The following is a 17,863-nucleotide window of genomic DNA, read 5'->3' as shown; positions in this document are numbered from 1 at the left end:
TTTTTTACTCCAAAGCTATTCAATCTACGCTACCCGCTTGATGGGGTAGTTTTTGTATTGCGGCATATTTAGTCTGTAACTTGTTAACAACAATAATTTCAGTTGAATCAGCCTCAAGCGCTTGGAGATACACGAACTCGTCGTCAATGAGCATTTTAATTGCTGCTAAAAGCGGCTGTCGAAGCGTCTTTATTTCATCGAAATCTGGCAAGTCTGCGACATGATTAACACGTGATGTGAGTTGTCCGGACTCCGGCTCTGATTCAAACAAAACTTGAGAAGTTTCGTTTCGAACGACAGGCGACACAAACACGAAGTCTTCACTCTTTTTTTGCTTCGCATCGAGTTTCTTTAACGCCTCAATCGTCTCAAACACATTGAGACAAATACGTTGCTCGCTCGCGTGTGGCGGGGAGATAGATTCGGGGCGGTGACTTAAATCTTTCGTTGTTATTGATGCAAAGCTTTTTTCAGTTTCAAGTATTATGCGCTGGTCAGTTAACTGCATCGACAGCTTCGCATCTCGAGATATATGCATTAGATTAATCACTTTCTGAAATGCTTTAAATGACGCGGCATTCAGAACCGCGCACTGCTCTTCCTCACTTTGAAGAAGTTCAAAGCTTGCATGAAAGTTAGTCGAATCAACAAATGCCTTATCTTTTGAAAACATAACGCTGACATGGTCAGCAACCGTTGCATGTTGTGCCGTATTAAACTCATCAACGGCTTTCAATAGCTTACAACTCCCCTTTGATACCGAGGCACTGAAAGCCTTTTCGTCCATACTAGGCTCAAAATCATAATCAGCGAGCGAATTTATCAAACGAATATTTTGATTAAACGTGGCGCTATCGTCGATACGGATAAATTCTATCGGTGAGAATAAGTTACACTCGAGCAACTTGCCGGAAGAAATGCTCATCGACATACATTGCGTATCAATATCGATTTGAACATGCCGGTCGCGCTTCGTTTTTTCGAGCAACGTAGAGAGAAAGACCGCGTCAAGCTCTAACCACAAATCGTCTTCGATATTGCCATCACTAATATCTAAAACAGCAGACGCAATGAGCTCCTGAGCTTGGGTTTTCAGCTCAATTGTTTCAGCACTGGCATCGCAAATAAGCGTAATAACATTAGCCCGTTGCTCATTGTCATTATTTTGTAGCGACACAGCCGTCGCAAGCAGCTTTGCGGCTCTGCAAAATTCGTCATGAGACACGATAACTTTTATTGTCATGATTGCTCCACAGGTGACACATTTTGTTGAAAGTTAAGATATGAAGTTAAAATACATAAAATGCCGGGAAGGTAGCGCCAAAGCGGCCATCGCAGGCCGTGGGGTTTCGAGGCTATCGATGCGCCCTTTTGGTTATCATCAGTGACAGGCAGCACGGTGAACCCAAGTTTTTTGATCATCACTGCCCATTTTTTAGCTTGTTCAGACCGGCTTTCATCTGGCAGGTACAGCGTTACTTTCGACTGGCTCAGCCCGATCAGATTTAGCGCTCGCAAATGACGTTCAGCATCGCGTAGTCTGGTTATAACTCCCTGACTTGATGTCTTAGATAACGTGCTAATTGCCTTGGTATTTCTCGCACTCCATGTTGCCATCGATAGCGTGTCGACTAGGCTTACCCAGATTTTTGACGTGAACGGTTTTTCTTGTAGAAAACAGATGTCGATGGACGCTGCACATTCTTCAAAATGCTCCCGCAAAGCGTTATCAAAATGTATATTTGATACGGTTTTATAGTGCGTTAACTCGGTCAAATAATCACTGAACGTAGGAGATGATTGCTTAACCCGTTGTTCTGGTAGCACCTCTTGTGTCTCGAAAACATGCGCTTCCGGTAGCCCTCTTGTGAAGGTTTTAAACAACAGCTTTTCAGCCTCACGTAAACCCCTAGTCGCTTCGTATCGTTTTTTGAAATCGAATCGGTAGTTAGTGTCTGGTAAGAGCGAGGCCATGGAATCAGTGCTGAGCGATTGACTTCGCAGGCTATTTTTCATGAAGAACAAAACATCGAGCAAATGCAAGTAGCTTGTCGCGGTGACGACCGGACTAACGTGCCCCATCATTTGCGCGACTGTATCTAACGTTGCGAAGAAATTATTAGGTGGCCGGCCAAGCGCTTCGAGTTCTTGTGTAACTCGCTCAAGTTGCTTATCCGAAAGAATGTCTGCTTTGAGAAAGAATACGCTATCTCGATACGCTTTTAACTGCGGTGAGCAGCAAAGCGACAACTGAAATACAAGGTTATTAGCAGCGCTGTGGCGCAGCGAGTGAAAGACCAGGTTTTCATTAGCACATTTCGTTCGCAGCGCCTGCATAAAGTCATCGTTGAGTGCACTTAAAACGTAGTCATCAAAAAGCGTATCTCGCCCTATTCTTTCTCGCTCACCGATATAACTTTCCAGTCGCTCAACCAAATCTAAAGGGAGCAAACACAGCGGAAACCGCCGAACGGCTTTTAATGTTTTTCGTTTTATAAGACGGGTAACATAGAGTGCTTTTAACTCAATACTGACGTCACTTGTTTCAAGCAAACTCGCTTCTTTTCGCCGCAGCCCTGCGCAATACGCAAGTTGCGCAAAAATAACAAACTGCCAACGTTCAGGAGTATTGGCTTTTGAAAGAAAACTCTCGCAAGCCCCGTTTAAGTCCTGCGACGGGATGTAATGCGCACGTGTTTCACAAGTGCCAGCTCCGAGATACTCTAACTCGTTTGCATCGAATAATTTAATACGCGTTGTTTGAGATAAATACTGCAAAAAGCCAAGGGCAGTGCTTTGTTTACTGGCATCTGCTAATTCGCTGAGCGTGTCTGCAACGTCCTCACTCAGCTCCTCAAGTGCTTCGTGCGATTCCTGAGCCTCAGCCAGAAGCGCTTCATCAGACCATGCATCGCAAGCAAATACACTAAGCGTCGATAGGTACGTTTCAATCGTGCTTACAGCAAGCTTTTCTTTTATGTTGCCGCCATGCAGCATTAAGTCAGTTATGTATGTTGCTATCGCTACAGCGACAAAGCTGACTTTTCTAGAACTTGTGTAAGCCACATTGAGTAAATCAACAAGGCTCTTTTTAAGTTGATTAAACGCTGACGAGTTGCGCTGCTGTTTTTCATCTGCGTCTGCATAAGCTTGAACGCTTTTTCGGACTACATGAATCAGCTCAGAGTCGGCTGACTGAGTACGTGCGTCGAAGCTCAACTGTCGTTGGCTATGCTCATCAAAAAGCTCTGTCAGCTTTTCTAGCGACATAAGCTCTTTTACTGTTCGCTTGTTTCTTCTCCGCTGTGCTCGTTGATTTGTTTTTATTTCACCGTCAACCGCCCCGGCGCCGGTAATTGCGCGTGCAAAACTTGCATCGCTGAGCGGTGTATATAGCTTGGAGAAGCTTTCTGCGGCGATACTCTGCGTCGTAAATGAAAGTGCTTCGAGCGCCTGCGTTAGCGTTAGCTGTGTGCTCAAATGTCGCTCTAACGCATAACGCTGAAATACACTCGATAACGCTTCAGATATCGACTTAGTTGCAGTTGCCTGTGCCGGCAACGACTTCAAAAGCGTGAAAGTGCGCAAAGCAACCGCATCAAAGATGACTCTGTCTTTTTTTAACGAAAGCGCGGCAAATTGTGCATCTTTAAAAATTGTTAAATCAGCAACATCTGCGCTCAAAAATGTGTTTAGCTGTTGCTTTGAGCATATGGCTGCATGCCTGGCAAGCAATAGCGATAAAAGCATTGCGCGCGTCGTCGCTGATTGCTTTTTAGATAACTCAACTTCAAGCATCTCCTCAAGCGCATCGACAAGCCCTAACGCCGGGGAGTTATCGTTAATGACCGTTATCTTCTGTTCGACCGACAGCGTTAAAGGCGGCGGAATGAGAGCATCATTGAACTGAGCGCAATACTCGAAAAGCGCTCCAAAACATAAGCGAAGCGCGTCTTCTTCCTGAGCTCTATTCGCTTTTCTATAAACCGTTCTCGCACGCTCTACGAAGTAGCGTTTTGGCAGCTTATGGGGCGTTACTAGCGCTTTTTCGCACTGAGAAGTTATGACTTGATAGGCAAAGCCGGCGCACCCACGAACAGTTTTTTGCTCTGTGTTGAGCACCTCAACAAAAAAATCAAGCTCGATTGTCATGCCCTCACCCCACTATTCAATTTGTTTAATAGCTCGAGAGCTTGCGCGTCAACCTCATCAAGCTCAGCATCGTCAGCTTGCTCTAACAGTTGTTGTTGGCACTTCGAATATTCACTAATTGAATTTATGCTGTGGTTGCTCAGCGCGTAAGCGTTGGCACGCGCGTGATTCATGAAAAGATTCATTGCACTCTGCGAGTAATTGCGTTTATTTACTGACTGTTTGAGAAAGCTTTGTGCTGCCGTATGACGGAGCGAGTGTGTTTTTACCGGAGCGCTCAAGAGTGTGCTCAACTTTTTCTCAACAAACGCACTAGAAAAGTGCTCCCATTTACTTTCAGCTGTTAATCTCGATATAACCATCGAAGGGCTGCTAATTGCGAGCTTTTCTGCCATCCCATCCGCTGCTTCCAATTGCCTTTCAATCAACAAGCACAATTGCGACGTCAGAACAATGAGCCGGCGCTCATGTTTGTGGTGCACAGCTTTGTCTTTGACTGAAATCAGGTTTAATTTTGCAGAAAAATGCTCGCGAGAAGGAAGTGGCTCTGTAACGGGTCGCAGGCCTACTGTCATCGCTACTCGCAAATAAGCGTAAAAAGCTAGCTCATTAAATGCTTGAGCGTGCGAACCTGGTTTTGACGCTTTCATCATCAAAGCCGCCTTTTCCGCGGTTTGTTGTAAAACTGCTTTTAACAGGCCGCCTCTTAAGGTTAACTCGGAGCCCGCATGGTCAAGATGTTTAGAGTGAGATGCGGCGTCACCTCGTGTGATGCGGGTAAAGTCAAGCTTCAGTAGAAAACGACTCCACGAGTGATTTATTTGCGCTACAATTTCTTTGTGCGACTGGTGTACATAATGCTGCTGGACAGAGCTTTGTTGCCGCAGTAAGTTCAACGTTACCTCTGGCAGTTCCTCGCGAACACTGTGTAAAAAAGCACCTTCGAAAGCGAGGGGGGTCAACCCAAACTTTTTAAGACCACACTCGTTAATTTTACGATTTAGCCAGCGCGAATAATCCGTTGAAGTTAGTTTGAATGCATGTGCAAGTGATTTGTGATTGCGGTTATCAGGCTCGACTACAGATAAGGCTTTTTCAAACAGTGAGAATAGTGGCTCTAATAACTTAAGTGTAATAGAGGCTCTTGTGTAATAATGATGTCGCTCGGCTATTCCTAACGGTCCAGCAACATCTACAAGCCGTGTGTTTAACGTTAAGCTGGCTTCGCTAATTTCATTTTCCGCCTGCTTTTTTCCGCTTCTTTTGTAAGTTAGTGAGCCGGGTATTATGTCTCGTTCACTAAATTGTGGCGAGAGCACGTTCACAAGTGTTAATGAGAAGGGATCGGCCAAGCCAAACAGCTTCGCAAAAAAACAGAATAAGTACATTGATGTCTGTTCATCTATTTGACTAATTCGCCCGCTCAGAAGATTTCTGTCAATTGAGTTTAATAACACCACCAATTCAGCATGTGTTGCCGCTTTCAGGCTCCACACAAGAGCTAGTTCTGCGTTATACAACGCGCGCTGTAACCCCACTCTTTTCTTGTTATACAGTGCATATTCTTGATGACTGAGTTTTGTAAGATTTGGAGTGACATGCAGCCTACTGTCAATGTGCTCGCCATATTCATCGACCGCATCGACTTGCTCAACAGCGACGTTTTCACTCAGTAGCGTACTGCGCTTTATGAAGCTTGCTGCTGCATAAAAACTCTTACCAGTTTTCGTTGCTTCTCGCTCACGCGCTGGTTGATAAAAAGAGGCTAAGTCGGCGAGTGCCTTATCGTCACGATTTTTGGCCACTTTTTTTAGCTCTACCTGGAGCTCATACACACTCGCTCGTGCGACAAAATTCTTTGTGAAAGGGAGTGGCTTTTCTATCTTTATTAGTGTTTTATAAAACTGCAGAAAAGCATTGTAATCCTCCGGTCCGCGCGTCAGCCACATTCGCGCAATCAGCGCGCATTGCAGCGCAAAGCTTTCAAAAGATTCACTCTTTTCTTCAACCTCGCGTATAAGCATTAAGGTTGTTGAAAATGCGTGTGTTTCGAGTTCACCCACGAAGTCGTTTCGCTCGTAGTTCACTATGCCCGCATCAGAAAATTGCTTTAAATAATCCGCTATCTTGCTGATTTCGCTGCGCTGCTGCATCGAAGACTCATCGATATCAAGTATCGTGTCGCACACTAACGACAGCCGGCTCGCATACTCTTCAATAACTAAACCCGTCGGTAGATTGAAATACTGATTGATGAGCTCATCCATTGCGCTGCTCCTTGAGGAACGGCACATCGTTTAAAAGCGCGTCTACATCAACTGATGAAGGTTGCGTTTCTGTCGCCACATCTGTTTTTTCAAATAGCTTATCTTTTTGTCGCAGAGCACGACGATGGCATTTCAAGATTTTTGTGTAATCCACTTGGCGAAATAGCGTCGCACTACGGTCAATTGAGTAGGACAGCGCATAAGCGACTTTCGCGTCCGTCGTTATCAGTGATTCTGCTTCTATTTGGTGAAGTATTTTTTCCCGCAATTGCGCGAGCGTTACCGACCGCTTCAGCGGAACTACGACAAACTCAAGCTCAATAGACAACGAGCGTGATGCGAGCTCGGCAAATAAAAAATAATGCTGAACAAAGTAGTATTTGTCGCGAATGCGATAGACTCGAGCGAAGTCGATGTGCTCAAGCAGAAGCGATAGCTTGTTTGCTTGCAAAACATAGTCGACTAAACGTTTCATTCGTGACTCGACGAGTGTAAGAGTAGGTAGCGGTATGCAGTTGATATTGCTAACTTCAAGTTTTTCGATCGATTCTTTCATTCGTTCACCTCTTTTATCCCAGTCTAAATAAAGAGTTAGCAGGAGCCACAACGGGGATCAAGCACCTTAAACATGATCTTCTTGGAGCTAAACGTTAATTTCACCAATAAACCCTTAAAACTATAGTTTTTACACGATGCGCAGGTATCGTGTAGAAACCTAGAGAGAGACTTTAAACCCACTTAACCGTTTGAATTATCTATTAATTACTTAAAATCATAATAATCGCTCGGTTTATTCCTAAAAATTCTTAAAGTTCCTAAGAATTAACAAAACTTAGCTCAATAAAAATTTGACCTGATGAATTTAACGCATAAATCACAGATGAAACTTTCGCAGAGAGACCTTTTTTCTGCTGTCCAATAGTGGAAAACTATTTGTTTGAGTAAGTTTTATTCACCAAAATTTTTGTCTGGCTAATCAATTTTAAACAAGAAACTAACGAGACTTACGTTTGTGATGAATCCAAGTCAACTGCTAAGAAATAGACTGATGTTGCGGTAGTTCCAAATGTCGTGAAACACGCAGGGCGGGATGGTTCAAGATTTTGGGATAAATGCGCTATTGGGTGTAATTGATAATGCTCAGCAGTGGCGATTCAGTAGATGCGCTAACACTTTACGTTTTCCCAAAGAGGCCGAAAAACAAAGATTGAATCGCATCGGATAAGCTTGTAGTCACGTTTAAAAAACGGCCATGCTGTCGACTGGAGAAAAAATGCCTTTATGAAAGATGCCATGGGCGATCAGCCTCAGCAAAGAATAATAGAAAACTATATGCCACCATCGAATTCTGAATTTGAGACGCAACCCTTGCTTGAGCAATTGCCTTAGCCTGCTCTTGACTATCGCCGTCTTTTATCCGCTCAGTACTAGTTTCTTCAAAACCGTCAGCATTGCGGAAACGCACATCAATTAAATAATTTTTCATACTTTCTTCTGAACAATAAAGTTAACCGTTGCTTTTTTCGATCAACGGGCCGTCTAGCCAGAGCTCATCTTCAGCACTCAATAAAAAATCTTCACGGGAGCTATTAGCCAGAAGCTCCTCGAGACTGTAGTCGCTTGCAGGCACTTGCTGACTGTCGTCGTTTTTTCGCTTCGCGGGTTGGTTCTGACTCTCCATATTGCTACTCCTTTGCTTAAGTACCGAGCTTATTCATGAGCATGAATAGATTCAGCCTGTGCGTACGCGGTACTGACTATTATTAAAGTAGAGGCGCGCAAAAATGGCAAGAGCATACACCGCACGATACAAGATCGTATCGAGCGGTGTATGCTGCTGATGACTAAGTCAAAGATTCTAGCAACGCAAACGCGCCGTTTGACTGATAATATTGCGCCACTGTTTTGAGGTTTATTAACCGTTTTTCAATCGGATCTAAGTAAGTGGCGTTAGGATCGCCCCCTTTTTTGAACATCACCTCGAGGATATCGACTTCATTCATTTCAGCAGCAAGTGCTAACGCTGTGTAGCCTGGTCCTGGCAAGTTATGTTTTGCATTTGGATCCGCTCCCTTATCCAGTAACATCATAATAATATCCCGTGCATGCTGCTCTTTTTCTTCTGAACGCACTGAAGACATCTTAGCATCAAATAGACGTTTCAAAGCTGTCAAAAGCGGGCTTTCTAACTGCTCTAAGTGACGCTGAGATGGAGGTACGCCAAGCTCTAATAGCTCAGCGACAATCTCGCTATCACCGGTGGCTATAGCAAGCCCCAGACATGTTAGTTTCTTCTTATCTGTTCGCATTGCCAATAACTTAGGTACCGCCGGCTTGTTGCTGGCTCTTTCTTCTCGAAGCTTTGCAAGAAGGTTTAGCACCACACCTCGGTCTTCTTGAGTTGAGGACTGTGCAAAATTTTGTAGCGCAATGACCAAAGGATTATGCCCACGGTTCAACTTTCTGCCTATTGAGATGGACGCCTCATCTAAAAGCGTTTCAAACGCATCATAATCACGTAACATAACCGCTTGGCAAATCTGTTCAATGCGAATATCCGAATCTCCAAAACGTGAATACCGATTCGGCTCGGTAAAGCTGATGTCACCGGCTACAACAAATGGATCCGGATGGCTCTTCCAATTAATTTTGGCTTCGGGAAAGTCATGCTTTAATTGGCTTTGTAAGGTTTCAATTTCATAAGGTTTAACAAAGTCTGCGATCGTTGTTAGCGCAGTGCGCGGCCATTCGTCAGGGTGGTCATGAGGCAAATCTAAATTCAACAAAATTGCCAGGTTCTTGGCTTTTTTCAGTAGCACTGAATGACCTTGGGTGCCAAACATCGATGCCGCGGTCAGCGCATCTGTCAACAAGTCAGCATGTAATGGTCCTATAAGAAACGCAACCGAGTCGAGAATTTTTACGTAAGTGTGACAGGCACCTTTTAAGTCGCCGTTCATTGTTAAGTAACGCGCTATTAGCCAGTCACAGTGAAATACATAAGACCACCCGCGCTCATCGCTCATGAGTTTTGTCCTGAGGCGATTAAGGTCATTCAAATAAGTGTTGTCGTTTAATGGGTCGCGCCCCGATGAAAACTGGTTAATAAGAGACTGCACGTCACGATGATACGTTTCGCGCCCTTTCGTAAAGTGATTTCGCCAGATATCCAAAACCGGACGACTATCCTGATTAAATAACTTCAGCCGTGTTGCCGCCAGTAGTTGCTTATACCGTGGCTTCACCTTCATTGTGTCGATGATCCTTGCGTGCAATAAAGCCGTCTTATAGTAGGCTTGAACTCCTGTTGTGAGCATGTCGCTTGCAAACATCTCGTTAATTTTATTAAGTGACGGTAGTTCGGTGTTACCCCAGCGGACTAATTTGTCTTTATCCTCTTTCGGTAACGACTCATAAAATGCAGACCAGTGCGCATCTTTTTTGAGTGCCTGCAGCGCTCTGGCCACTGACCGGTGGTTATCATCTTCAGCGAGCAGTGTTAATGGGCTGACAAGCTCTGGTTGGCTGGACTGAATGTGGAGCAAAAACTCAGCGAAAATGCTCGGTAAAAGCTCCTCAACAATCAGTTGCTCAGCCTCTGAACAGGTGAGCCTCTCAAACACAACCGTAGCACAGTCTTCTAGTCGGTAATTTATGGCTGACTCAGCTGCGCTTTTTAATACTGAAAGGTACTCGTGGCTAACCACGCCTTTTAATCGGCTCACGATAAGCTCATCAACAATATAGTGGTAGCGGTTGTAAGCGAGAAATTGATTGTTCAGTTCCTTTTTTTCTTTATTGTTCAAAGTAATACCCAAGCCGTGTATCCAAACTTTTAATACATCCAGGGGATTTGCAAATTCAGGGCGCTCTATATCATTCATGTAAGCCTCCATGCTTTAACTTGTTCATTTCACTTTTAAAGTTTCGCGATGCTCGCCAGTCACTCGGAGTACTAGGGACGGGGAGCTTCGCGCCTGCTGGCGAGACAACCGCCAGATGCCGCTTCCCCTTTTTTAACCACCACCCTTTATGTCTTATCAGCTCTTGCACCATTCGGTTAATGCTTTTGTCTTTACTAAATTGCATGACCGACCTCCAAAAGCGCCCGCAGGCGCTTAAGGTTAACTACCAGATTATCATGCATTTCTGCGACCACCACCGGACTTACCTCCGGTTTTGCTAGGCCAGCCTGCATCACCTTTACTTGCCTGTGTCTTACCGTATACTTTCATTAACATTGCATATCTCCTTTGTTTTTGCTCTGCATTGAGCAAGATTGAGTATGCAAAAAGACGATGACTATGTCGGCAACGCAACTGCGCCAAAAATTATTATTTTTGTTTTCGCTTTTCTTTAGGTATCTACGGGTTCATTAACAATGATGAAAATTCGCTTCTTGCAACAAGCATCTGTCACGGCAATTTGGCTAGTTATCACAGCCTGTTTTGCGTTACCGATACAGGCAAGCGACAACGTTATAAAGAAAAGTAACAGCGGGATTTGTCATGCTGAAGACAGTCGCTGGTATTCGAGAACCAAAAACTTCACGCCTTACGACACACTTGATGCTTGTCTCAAAAGCGGTGGACGATTACCCAAAGGCTATAAATATCGAAAGACAAACTCACAGCCCACAGGCTATCAGCGTAGCGCTTTTAACCACTGGGTTGATAAAGACGGCGACTGTTTAAACGAGCGCCATGAATTACTGGAAAAACTATCCACCGGTCCGGTTCATTACTCAGATGATAACTGTCGGGTAGTCCGTGGCCGCTGGAATGACCCTTACACCGGTAGAATATTCTTTAACAGCTCCGATGTGGACGTCGACCATGTTGTGGCTCTGAAACGTGCCTGGGATACCGGTGCATCGTCCTGGAGCGATGAAAAGCGGGAGCGTTTTGCGAATGACCCTATCAATTTACTTGTAGTCGATGATGGTACCAATCAATCAAAGGGCGCTAAATCAGTACTCGAATGGCTACCACCCAACGAAGCCTACCATTGCAACTATGTGACCCGGTATTTGCGAGTATTGATAACTTACGAACTGGAGAAAAGCTATCAAGATAAGGTTCGCAACCTCCGACAAAAGCTTTGCGCAAAATAAAACCTGTCATTCATACGGGACTTAAGCGGTTATCGTAGACTTTTCGCCGTCCGACGAAGGTTGAGCATTTCCGGGTAATTATCAGACATCAGCACATCAATAGGTACCTTGCCGTTTGGAAGCGGACGCTGTAACCATGCAATCATTGGCTCATGCGATGAGCTCAGTATTTTTAGATCGGCATATAAGCCAATTATAATGGACAAGCGAAATTGCAGTTTGATATCCGAAGCTTCCGCAATCACCGACTTATCATCCAAAGAGACTGTATCTGATAAGCCAAGTGTCGCTCGCTTCTCAGCATCATTGAACGACCACTTATCCAGTATATTGAAGGCAACATTGAGCGCCTTCTCGGTTTTCTCCGGCGTGAACTCCAGCCCTTCTGTGTATTTATTAACGATATTACTGTCCGTCATGTCGTCCCTTTGTCGTTATTGTCGTACGGCACTGTCATCCTTTTGCGGATAGTCGTTGACGCCGCCCTTACGCTACACTTTTTCTTTTAAAGAAAAGGAGTTTCCTGTGCCTAAAGTTACTTTATTGGCGGATGATAGCGCCACACAACCCATCACATTATCCCGAATTCCCACCATTGGCGAATACATCTTTTTTAACAACGAAACGCTTGCCATTCATCGGGTCATTCATATCCCAAGAGCATTTGGCTCTCAGGCGCTAATCTCGGTTCGTATCATCGAGTAGCACGAGGAGTGCATCAACCTGAGCTCGTAGTTCACGGCGCCGGTTAATACTTTGTATATCACTCACCGGCTGCATATCAATCAGTGACTGAACAATCTGCAAAAGCTCTGTCAGTACCTTATACGACATCGTGTCACCTGACATTGTCGTACGACAGCCTGGCAGTGTTGTCGTATCGATATAGCGGCGACCATGAAAAAGGCGCGATTTAACGCGCCCTTTGCTTACCCACCGCTGAAGCGTCCGGTACGACACATTGGCGTACCGGGCTGCGTCAGTCAGTGTCATTTCATGCGTCATTTTTTTCATAGCGACTTATTCGACAGGCAGCACATACTGATATTCATCCTGGTAACCCACTACATTCCAGTAAGGAATGATGAGGTTATCAATATGGCAGCTTTCGCCTTTTAACACGCGTGTCGACAACTGGCGCTCAACCCACGTAATAAGAGCCATCGCATTGGATTTCTCATTACCGGTGCCTAAGCGCTCAACCAGGTCGGTCTGCTCAGGCACAATCGGATAAGATTTTTGCAGGCGCTGAGCGGCATCGACTATCATCTCGATGCTTTTCATGCCTTGTAGTGCGTACAGGCTGTAACAATGCTTTAACTCCAGCATGCCTTTGACGCCTTCTTGTCGAGCCATTAAATGGTCGACAAGCTGCGGCTCATTTTTAAAGGCATCCGGGCTATAGCAGTAAAGCTCGCGCACCCAGCACTCAAAAGCCAAGTAAGCCACCGAAAGACCAGTGTCGTTCTCTTGCTTTGGCTGATAGTGCGCTTCCAGAAGCTCTAAAAAATGCGGCTGACAATAGCGCAATAAGTTCATTGCTACAAAAGAAGTATCAACGATAACTCCATTCAGTATAGGCAGAGCCGGTTGGCTCGGCGCCATTCCAATATAGTGATGCATAGCATCCTCCTGTTATGAATTGATATCAGCTTGTTTACTGATGGTGATAGGAAGTTTTAAATCGGTACTCAGGCGGTCAACAACCGGCTCCAAAATGCAAAGCAGTGTATTGAAGTGCTTATCGCCGAACGACAGCTTCATGTCAGAGCAAACGTAATAGACCCAGGTCTCGACCGCTTCCTGGTTGTTTTTTTCCGTCCCTAAGCCAATAAATGGCACCAGCTCACTGCCCTCTTTTATTCCAAGCGCACCAACGAGCTTATTGGCCAGGTAACCAGAGAGCTCTCGACGGAGTTTCTGCTCGCGGCGACTTTTTTCAATGTATCGGTTAAATGGGCTCATCGTATCCACCTTATGGGTTAAAAATTCTGTGCTAAAAGACGCTCAAATGCAGAGCCGTCCTGACGGGTTAAGTTCGGGACATACCGGGAGTACACACGGAACAACATTTCCGTCGTTGTGTGCCCCATCTGGCGAGCTATCCATTCTGGGTTCTCACCCGAAGCCAGCCAGAGTGTTGCGGCGGTATGGCGCGTTTGATAGGGCGTACGTTTAGGTAAGCCCAGGTAACGCAATAGTGGGTACCAGACACGCTTCGTCACGTTGTTGTGGCTAAGCGGCGTTCCGGTACGTGTGCAGAACACAAAGTCACCATCACCCGTTACCTCATGCTGAGCTTTAAGCGCCTTCAGCGTCATATCGTTCATGTCGATGATGCGATACGAGCTGTCGTTTTTGGTTTGCTCAATCTCGCCCATCACCAATGCCCGCTTAACAGCGATTTGACGGCGCTCAAAGTCAACGGCATCCCATTGCAGCCCATCAATCTCTCCTGTACGCATGCCGGTGAAGAACCGGACGGTGTAATAATTCCGAAAATCCGGGCGCACGTTGTTTAAGATAAGCTGCACTTCCTCGAGACTGAACGGCTCCACCGAAGAGCGTGGAATTTTTAGCGATTTAATTCCCTGATAAGGTGAGCTAAAATTGAATCGGTTGGCTGCCTCATCCAATATCATCCGCAGCGTATTCATAATTTGATTGATACGTGATGCCGATAATGGCTTTTGAGCTCGAGTGGTCACTTTGGCGAGGGACGCTCGAAACTCAAGAATACTGGCTTTGGTGACGCGGCCAACCTCTTCTTCTCCAAACCGGGGAATAAGATAGTTATTTAACGTCATGCGAATTTTTGACTGGTGCGACTTACGCCATTGAATAAGCATTTCCTCAAACCAGGTGTTAGCAAACGCTTTAAATAACGGCGTATCACCCTGCCCCATATCCAGCTTTTTAAATTTCTCTGCTCGAGGGCTGTTCGGGAAATACTTCGCGTAGTCAAAAACGCCTAGCGTTATTTCAGCCTCTATTCGCTCAAGCAGTTTCTCAACTTTTTTGCGGTTCGCCTTAGTATCGGGCAATGCTGTTTGCTCGCGGCACCGTGTGCCTTTATATCGAAAATCGATAAATAAGTTGCCCGACTCTTTACGAGTGGAAACGCTACCCATTTAAAACACCTCCGCTCGTGAAAGGAATTGACGAAGAAGACTTGGAAAACTTCATCATGTCTTTTTCGATGACCTCCCAAATAAATAAAATTTTGCGACCCTCAAAGGGACGAATGTAATGCACTCCTTCAAGCAAAACTGAATCTTTCAGTCGCTCTCGAATCGTGCGGGCATCATACTGAATGCGGTTAGCTAATTGATCGGTGGTCAAGTAAGTATAATTCATGCTAATCTCCATGGTTCCAAACAAGTCTTTTTTGTAACTCTACAGGTACATTAAACCCTCATAAAGATACTTGTCAATGTTTTTTTGTATCTTTAAAGGGGCTTTTTGTACCTTTTTAGGTTTTAGGTGGGAAAATGATTAAGTGCAATCTAGCTAAGATGATGGGAGAGAGGAAACTGAAGCTCATTGATGTCGTTCGGGATACTGGCATTAACAGAGGTACCATCACACGGCTCTACCATGAGACTGCGACACGGATAGACTTCGATATACTAGAAAAGTTATGTCGCTACTTTGATTGTGAAGTTGGTGAGTTTCTTGAGCTTATTTAACATTCCCCAACTTGTTTTTATAGTCTCTAGCTATTTATGACAAGTCCGGCAATTCCAGACGCGGAGACGAACGGGTGTCAGCTTTGGGATAAAAATGCCGGGCTAATTCCGTATCATTTATCTGGCAGACCTGCTCCCCGTTGATACCGGTTTGCTCTGCCAATGTACTGATTTTCTGTATGGCGCCGATGCTAATTCTTAGGCTGTTTCGCACTTGCCGGATAGACAGCCCGGCATGCAGGCGCAACCGTAAAATTTCACGAAGTTTACGCATTGATATTCTCTTTCTAGACATAACCGAGTCCGCTTCTTTGGGGTTCTAATCTGCAAGTTTGCAGTAAACTGAACACCTTTGATGATATCTTGGTTAGGTCTGAAGGAGTCATCATTTAAACTAAATGCGTCGCTTGTCGGCTCACTCTCATATTTAGGTGTTATTTTAAATAGTTTTTTCAACCATCGCACCGCTTGCGCCTCCTTGGTTTGTTAGCAAGCAAATTTTTCTGCTCAGTCGTTATTTTTTTAAGTAATGACTCGGCAGAGTTTTCACCATTAATGAGGTCAGCGTTCGCGGCTCGCCAGTCAGCGGTGAGTTCGCCGCGAAAGGCTTTGTCTAAGACTGATTGAGTTAGTTTATTGATCCGCTCGAATGCAACATTGGTTTTTTGCTCAATGTTGTCGGCAAGGGCAAATAGTTCTTCGACGCGGCGGACGATGTGGGCTTGTTCTTGTAGTGAAGGAAGTGGTACATCTAAGCCTTTTACTGGGTTGCAAGTAAGTTTCCCGGCTCAAACCTGCGACAGGACGGGCCGATACCTTGGCTATGGCTCTGCCGTCATGGGGAAGAGCTGTATCTAGTGAACTCTTCCACTGAAACTATTGATGAAATATCGGTGAGACACGGAGGGATGCAAACGGTTGATGATGAGGCATTATGCTTGGCGAGCAAGTCGCGCTATACATATAAAAATGTGGAGCCGAACCAAGCTGTTAAGGTTGACGAATACGACGGCTTTTACGACTTAGACTTTTTGATACAAATTTAGGATTTCTTCTATTTTTTTCATTTTGTCACCTAATTGCCTTATGGTGCATGATAGCACCTCTAATTAGGTGACAAAATTAGTTAGCCACTGCACTTTGACTGCAATAGGTGTGAATTGCTTAGTTCTACTCACCGTAATGCCAATACGGTGGTGAGCCAAAAACTTCCACGAAGTAGTCAATTACGGCCCTCACATTAAGAGGTGGGTGCCGGGAATCAGGATAAATAGCTGCAATATATTGTGGTGTTGTTCTTATGGCTGTAGGGCGGTCTTTAAGTAGTTTCACTAGTCTGCCATTTTTCAGGTAGTCGCCAATTAGCCAGTCCGGGAAAAGCACGATACCTGTACTATTTAATGCAGAGGTGAGCAGAGTATCTGCGTTATTAGAAGCTAAAATAGGGGTGATTGCCTGTTGGTGCCAGTTGCCATCCGGTTCTTTGAAAAGCCAGCGGTTTGGTCCTGATGTTCCGCTATAGACCAAACAATTATGTTGAGTTAGATCTTCTGGGTTTTGAGGTTCACCGTGTGTTTTCACATATTCCGGACTGGCTGCCAGATGATAAGTCTGGTTCCCTAAAACTCGCGCATGTAGTGACGAATCATTCAGAGTATCAATTCGAAAAATAACATCCGCAGGTTCCAGGTGCGGGTCAACGTAGTCATCGGTTAGAGTGAGTTCAACACGAAGTTTAGGATGGCGCAGAAACAGTTCTGGTAACCAGGGCGCAATATGTCGTTGCCCAAAATAAACCGGCGCATTTATTCTGACTATGCCTTCCGGCTCATCCTTTCTATCTTGCAGTTTATTGCGCACATCAAGAAATTGTTCCCTGGTTTCGCGAGCAAACTCAATGAATATGCGAGCTGACTCGGTTGGCATAATCGCCCGGGTATTTCGATAAAACAGCTGCTGGCCTAACGCATCTTCTAACTGCTGAATTACCCGCGAAACCATAGAGGGTGACACACCTTCCCGCCGAGCCACGACTGAAAAACTTTTGCTGTCATATACGTCGATAAAAAACTGCAGTGCTCTGAGGTTTATTGCGTTAACTGAGTTCATTTGTGCAGAATTTGCAAAGGAGTTTAGTTAACTTTCCCATTTTTCGGTTGCTGAGTCTAGGGTAGGCTGCTGTTCTTGAAAAGTAAGAGGTAGCTTATGCAAATTATTATGGTTTTATTAACGGTACTTGCTGGCATGGGCCTCTCAGTTGAGGCCGGTCTGCTTGGACCGCTTGGCTCACAGGTTGGAAAGCTCTGGGCAACGTTAAGCATTTTTGGAGTCGGCGCTGCGCTGACCTTCCTTCTCATGCTGTTTTTCAGTCCTCGCAATAGTCCTTCGTTCTCATCACAACCCGCGTGGACACTTACAGGGGGGCTATTAGGTCCGGTGTATATCGTTGCACTGACTCTAACTGTTCCGGTCATTGGCATTGCCATGACTATGATCGGAATCCTGGTCGGGCAAATTACCAAGAGCTTTATTATCGACCATTATGGTTTGTTCGGTACGCCATCACGTAAAGTCGATGGCAGGCGCTTCATTGCACTTTTTTTTATTGTCGTCGCACTCGTTCTCATGGCGCTTGATTAAGG

Annotated in this window: 19 protein-coding genes; 4 read left to right on the top strand and 15 right to left on the bottom strand. The window is 45.1% G+C overall.

Annotated elements, in window-relative coordinates; all coding sequences use genetic code 11:
• Positions 1-19 precede the first annotated feature (19 nt).
• From KZ771_RS11535 to KZ771_RS11505, 7 genes are all read right to left on the bottom strand, one after another.
• Positions 20-1,243 carry a hypothetical protein gene (locus KZ771_RS11535; protein ID WP_290573464.1) on the bottom strand — a complete coding sequence of 408 codons (1,224 nt, stop codon included), beginning with the start codon at positions 1,241-1,243 and terminating at the stop codon, positions 20-22.
• The gene (locus tag KZ771_RS11530; RefSeq protein WP_290573465.1) at positions 1,240-4,152 is read right to left on the bottom strand and encodes a tyrosine-type recombinase/integrase; all 2,913 of its coding nucleotides are present in this window, start codon (positions 4,150-4,152) and stop codon (positions 1,240-1,242) included. Before KZ771_RS11530 ends, KZ771_RS11535 begins: the two co-directional genes overlap by 4 nt.
• The gene (locus KZ771_RS11525) at positions 4,149-6,419 is read right to left on the bottom strand and encodes a hypothetical protein (RefSeq protein WP_290573466.1); all 2,271 of its coding nucleotides are present in this window, start codon (positions 6,417-6,419) and stop codon (positions 4,149-4,151) included. Before KZ771_RS11525 ends, KZ771_RS11530 begins: the two co-directional genes overlap by 4 nt.
• Positions 6,412-6,975: a hypothetical protein gene (locus tag KZ771_RS11520; RefSeq protein WP_290573467.1), complete on the bottom strand. Its 564-nt coding sequence runs from the start codon at positions 6,973-6,975 to the stop codon at positions 6,412-6,414. Before KZ771_RS11520 ends, KZ771_RS11525 begins: the two co-directional genes overlap by 8 nt.
• A 723-nt stretch (positions 6,976-7,698) precedes the next feature.
• Positions 7,699-7,905 (bottom strand): hypothetical protein, encoded by a 207-nt coding sequence (locus tag KZ771_RS11515; protein ID WP_290573468.1) that lies wholly within the window; start codon positions 7,903-7,905, stop codon positions 7,699-7,701.
• Positions 7,906-7,926: 21 nt separating this feature from the next.
• The gene (locus KZ771_RS11510) at positions 7,927-8,100 is read right to left on the bottom strand and encodes a hypothetical protein (protein ID WP_290573469.1); all 174 of its coding nucleotides are present in this window, start codon (positions 8,098-8,100) and stop codon (positions 7,927-7,929) included.
• Between the two features lie 163 nt (positions 8,101-8,263).
• Positions 8,264-10,303 (bottom strand): hypothetical protein, encoded by a 2,040-nt coding sequence (locus tag KZ771_RS11505; protein WP_290573470.1) that lies wholly within the window; start codon positions 10,301-10,303, stop codon positions 8,264-8,266.
• A gap of 497 nt (positions 10,304-10,800) precedes the next feature.
• On the opposite strand from KZ771_RS11505, the gene KZ771_RS11500 reads away from it, so the two are divergent.
• Positions 10,801-11,532 (top strand): HNH endonuclease family protein, encoded by a 732-nt coding sequence (locus KZ771_RS11500; protein ID WP_290573471.1) that lies wholly within the window; start codon positions 10,801-10,803, stop codon positions 11,530-11,532.
• 29 nt (positions 11,533-11,561) lie between these two features.
• Here KZ771_RS11500 and KZ771_RS11495 read toward each other — a convergent pair whose 3' ends face one another.
• Positions 11,562-11,951 (bottom strand): hypothetical protein, encoded by a 390-nt coding sequence (locus KZ771_RS11495; protein ID WP_290573472.1) that lies wholly within the window; start codon positions 11,949-11,951, stop codon positions 11,562-11,564.
• A gap of 106 nt (positions 11,952-12,057) precedes the next feature.
• Here KZ771_RS11495 and KZ771_RS11490 point away from each other — a divergent pair, with 106 nt between their 5' ends.
• On the top strand, positions 12,058-12,237 hold the full coding sequence (locus tag KZ771_RS11490; RefSeq protein WP_290573473.1) for a hypothetical protein: 180 nt from the start codon (positions 12,058-12,060) through the stop codon (positions 12,235-12,237).
• On the opposite strand, the gene KZ771_RS11485 is transcribed toward KZ771_RS11490, so the two are convergent.
• Genes KZ771_RS11485 through KZ771_RS11465 form a run of 5 tightly spaced genes read right to left on the bottom strand, consistent with a single transcriptional unit; the run spans position 12,211 to position 14,889 of the window.
• A complete protein-coding gene (locus KZ771_RS11485; RefSeq protein WP_290573474.1) occupies positions 12,211-12,546 on the bottom strand; it encodes a helix-turn-helix domain-containing protein in 336 nt (111 codons plus the stop codon). The two genes, KZ771_RS11490 and KZ771_RS11485, sit on opposite strands and share 27 nt — an antisense overlap.
• A 6-nt stretch (positions 12,547-12,552) precedes the next feature.
• Positions 12,553-13,155, bottom strand: coding sequence for a hypothetical protein (locus KZ771_RS11480; RefSeq protein WP_290573475.1), 603 nt, complete (start codon positions 13,153-13,155; stop codon positions 12,553-12,555).
• Between the two features lie 12 nt (positions 13,156-13,167).
• Complete coding sequence (locus tag KZ771_RS11475) at positions 13,168-13,497, bottom strand: hypothetical protein (protein ID WP_290573476.1); 330 nt, start codon at positions 13,495-13,497, stop codon at positions 13,168-13,170.
• Positions 13,498-13,514: 17 nt separating this feature from the next.
• Positions 13,515-14,663 carry a site-specific integrase gene (locus tag KZ771_RS11470; RefSeq protein ID WP_290573477.1) on the bottom strand — a complete coding sequence of 383 codons (1,149 nt, stop codon included), beginning with the start codon at positions 14,661-14,663 and terminating at the stop codon, positions 13,515-13,517.
• Positions 14,656-14,889, bottom strand: a complete 234-nt coding sequence (locus tag KZ771_RS11465; RefSeq protein ID WP_290573478.1) for a hypothetical protein — start codon at positions 14,887-14,889, stop codon at positions 14,656-14,658. Before KZ771_RS11465 ends, KZ771_RS11470 begins: the two co-directional genes overlap by 8 nt.
• Before the next feature lie 134 nt (positions 14,890-15,023).
• Between KZ771_RS11465 and KZ771_RS11460 the strand changes: the two genes are divergently transcribed.
• The gene (locus tag KZ771_RS11460; RefSeq protein ID WP_290573479.1) at positions 15,024-15,221 is read left to right on the top strand and encodes a helix-turn-helix transcriptional regulator; all 198 of its coding nucleotides are present in this window, start codon (positions 15,024-15,026) and stop codon (positions 15,219-15,221) included.
• Positions 15,222-15,255: 34 nt separating this feature from the next.
• Here the strand turns inward: KZ771_RS11460 and KZ771_RS11455 are convergent, their stop codons facing one another.
• Complete coding sequence (locus KZ771_RS11455; protein ID WP_290573480.1) at positions 15,256-15,495, bottom strand: hypothetical protein; 240 nt, start codon at positions 15,493-15,495, stop codon at positions 15,256-15,258.
• Between the two features lie 896 nt (positions 15,496-16,391).
• On the bottom strand, positions 16,392-17,330 hold the full coding sequence (locus KZ771_RS11450) for a LysR family transcriptional regulator (RefSeq protein ID WP_290573481.1): 939 nt from the start codon (positions 17,328-17,330) through the stop codon (positions 16,392-16,394).
• A gap of 96 nt (positions 17,331-17,426) precedes the next feature.
• Between KZ771_RS11450 and KZ771_RS11445 the strand changes: the two genes are divergently transcribed.
• Positions 17,427-17,861 carry a DMT family transporter gene (locus tag KZ771_RS11445; RefSeq protein WP_290573482.1) on the top strand — a complete coding sequence of 145 codons (435 nt, stop codon included), beginning with the start codon at positions 17,427-17,429 and terminating at the stop codon, positions 17,859-17,861.
• The last annotated feature ends 2 nt before the right edge of the window (positions 17,862-17,863 follow it).

The sequence above is a fragment of the Idiomarina sp. genome, assembly GCF_019431395.1.
Classification (GTDB): Bacteria; Pseudomonadota; Gammaproteobacteria; order Enterobacterales; family Alteromonadaceae; genus Idiomarina.
This window is presented reverse-complemented; position numbering and strand designations above follow the sequence as displayed.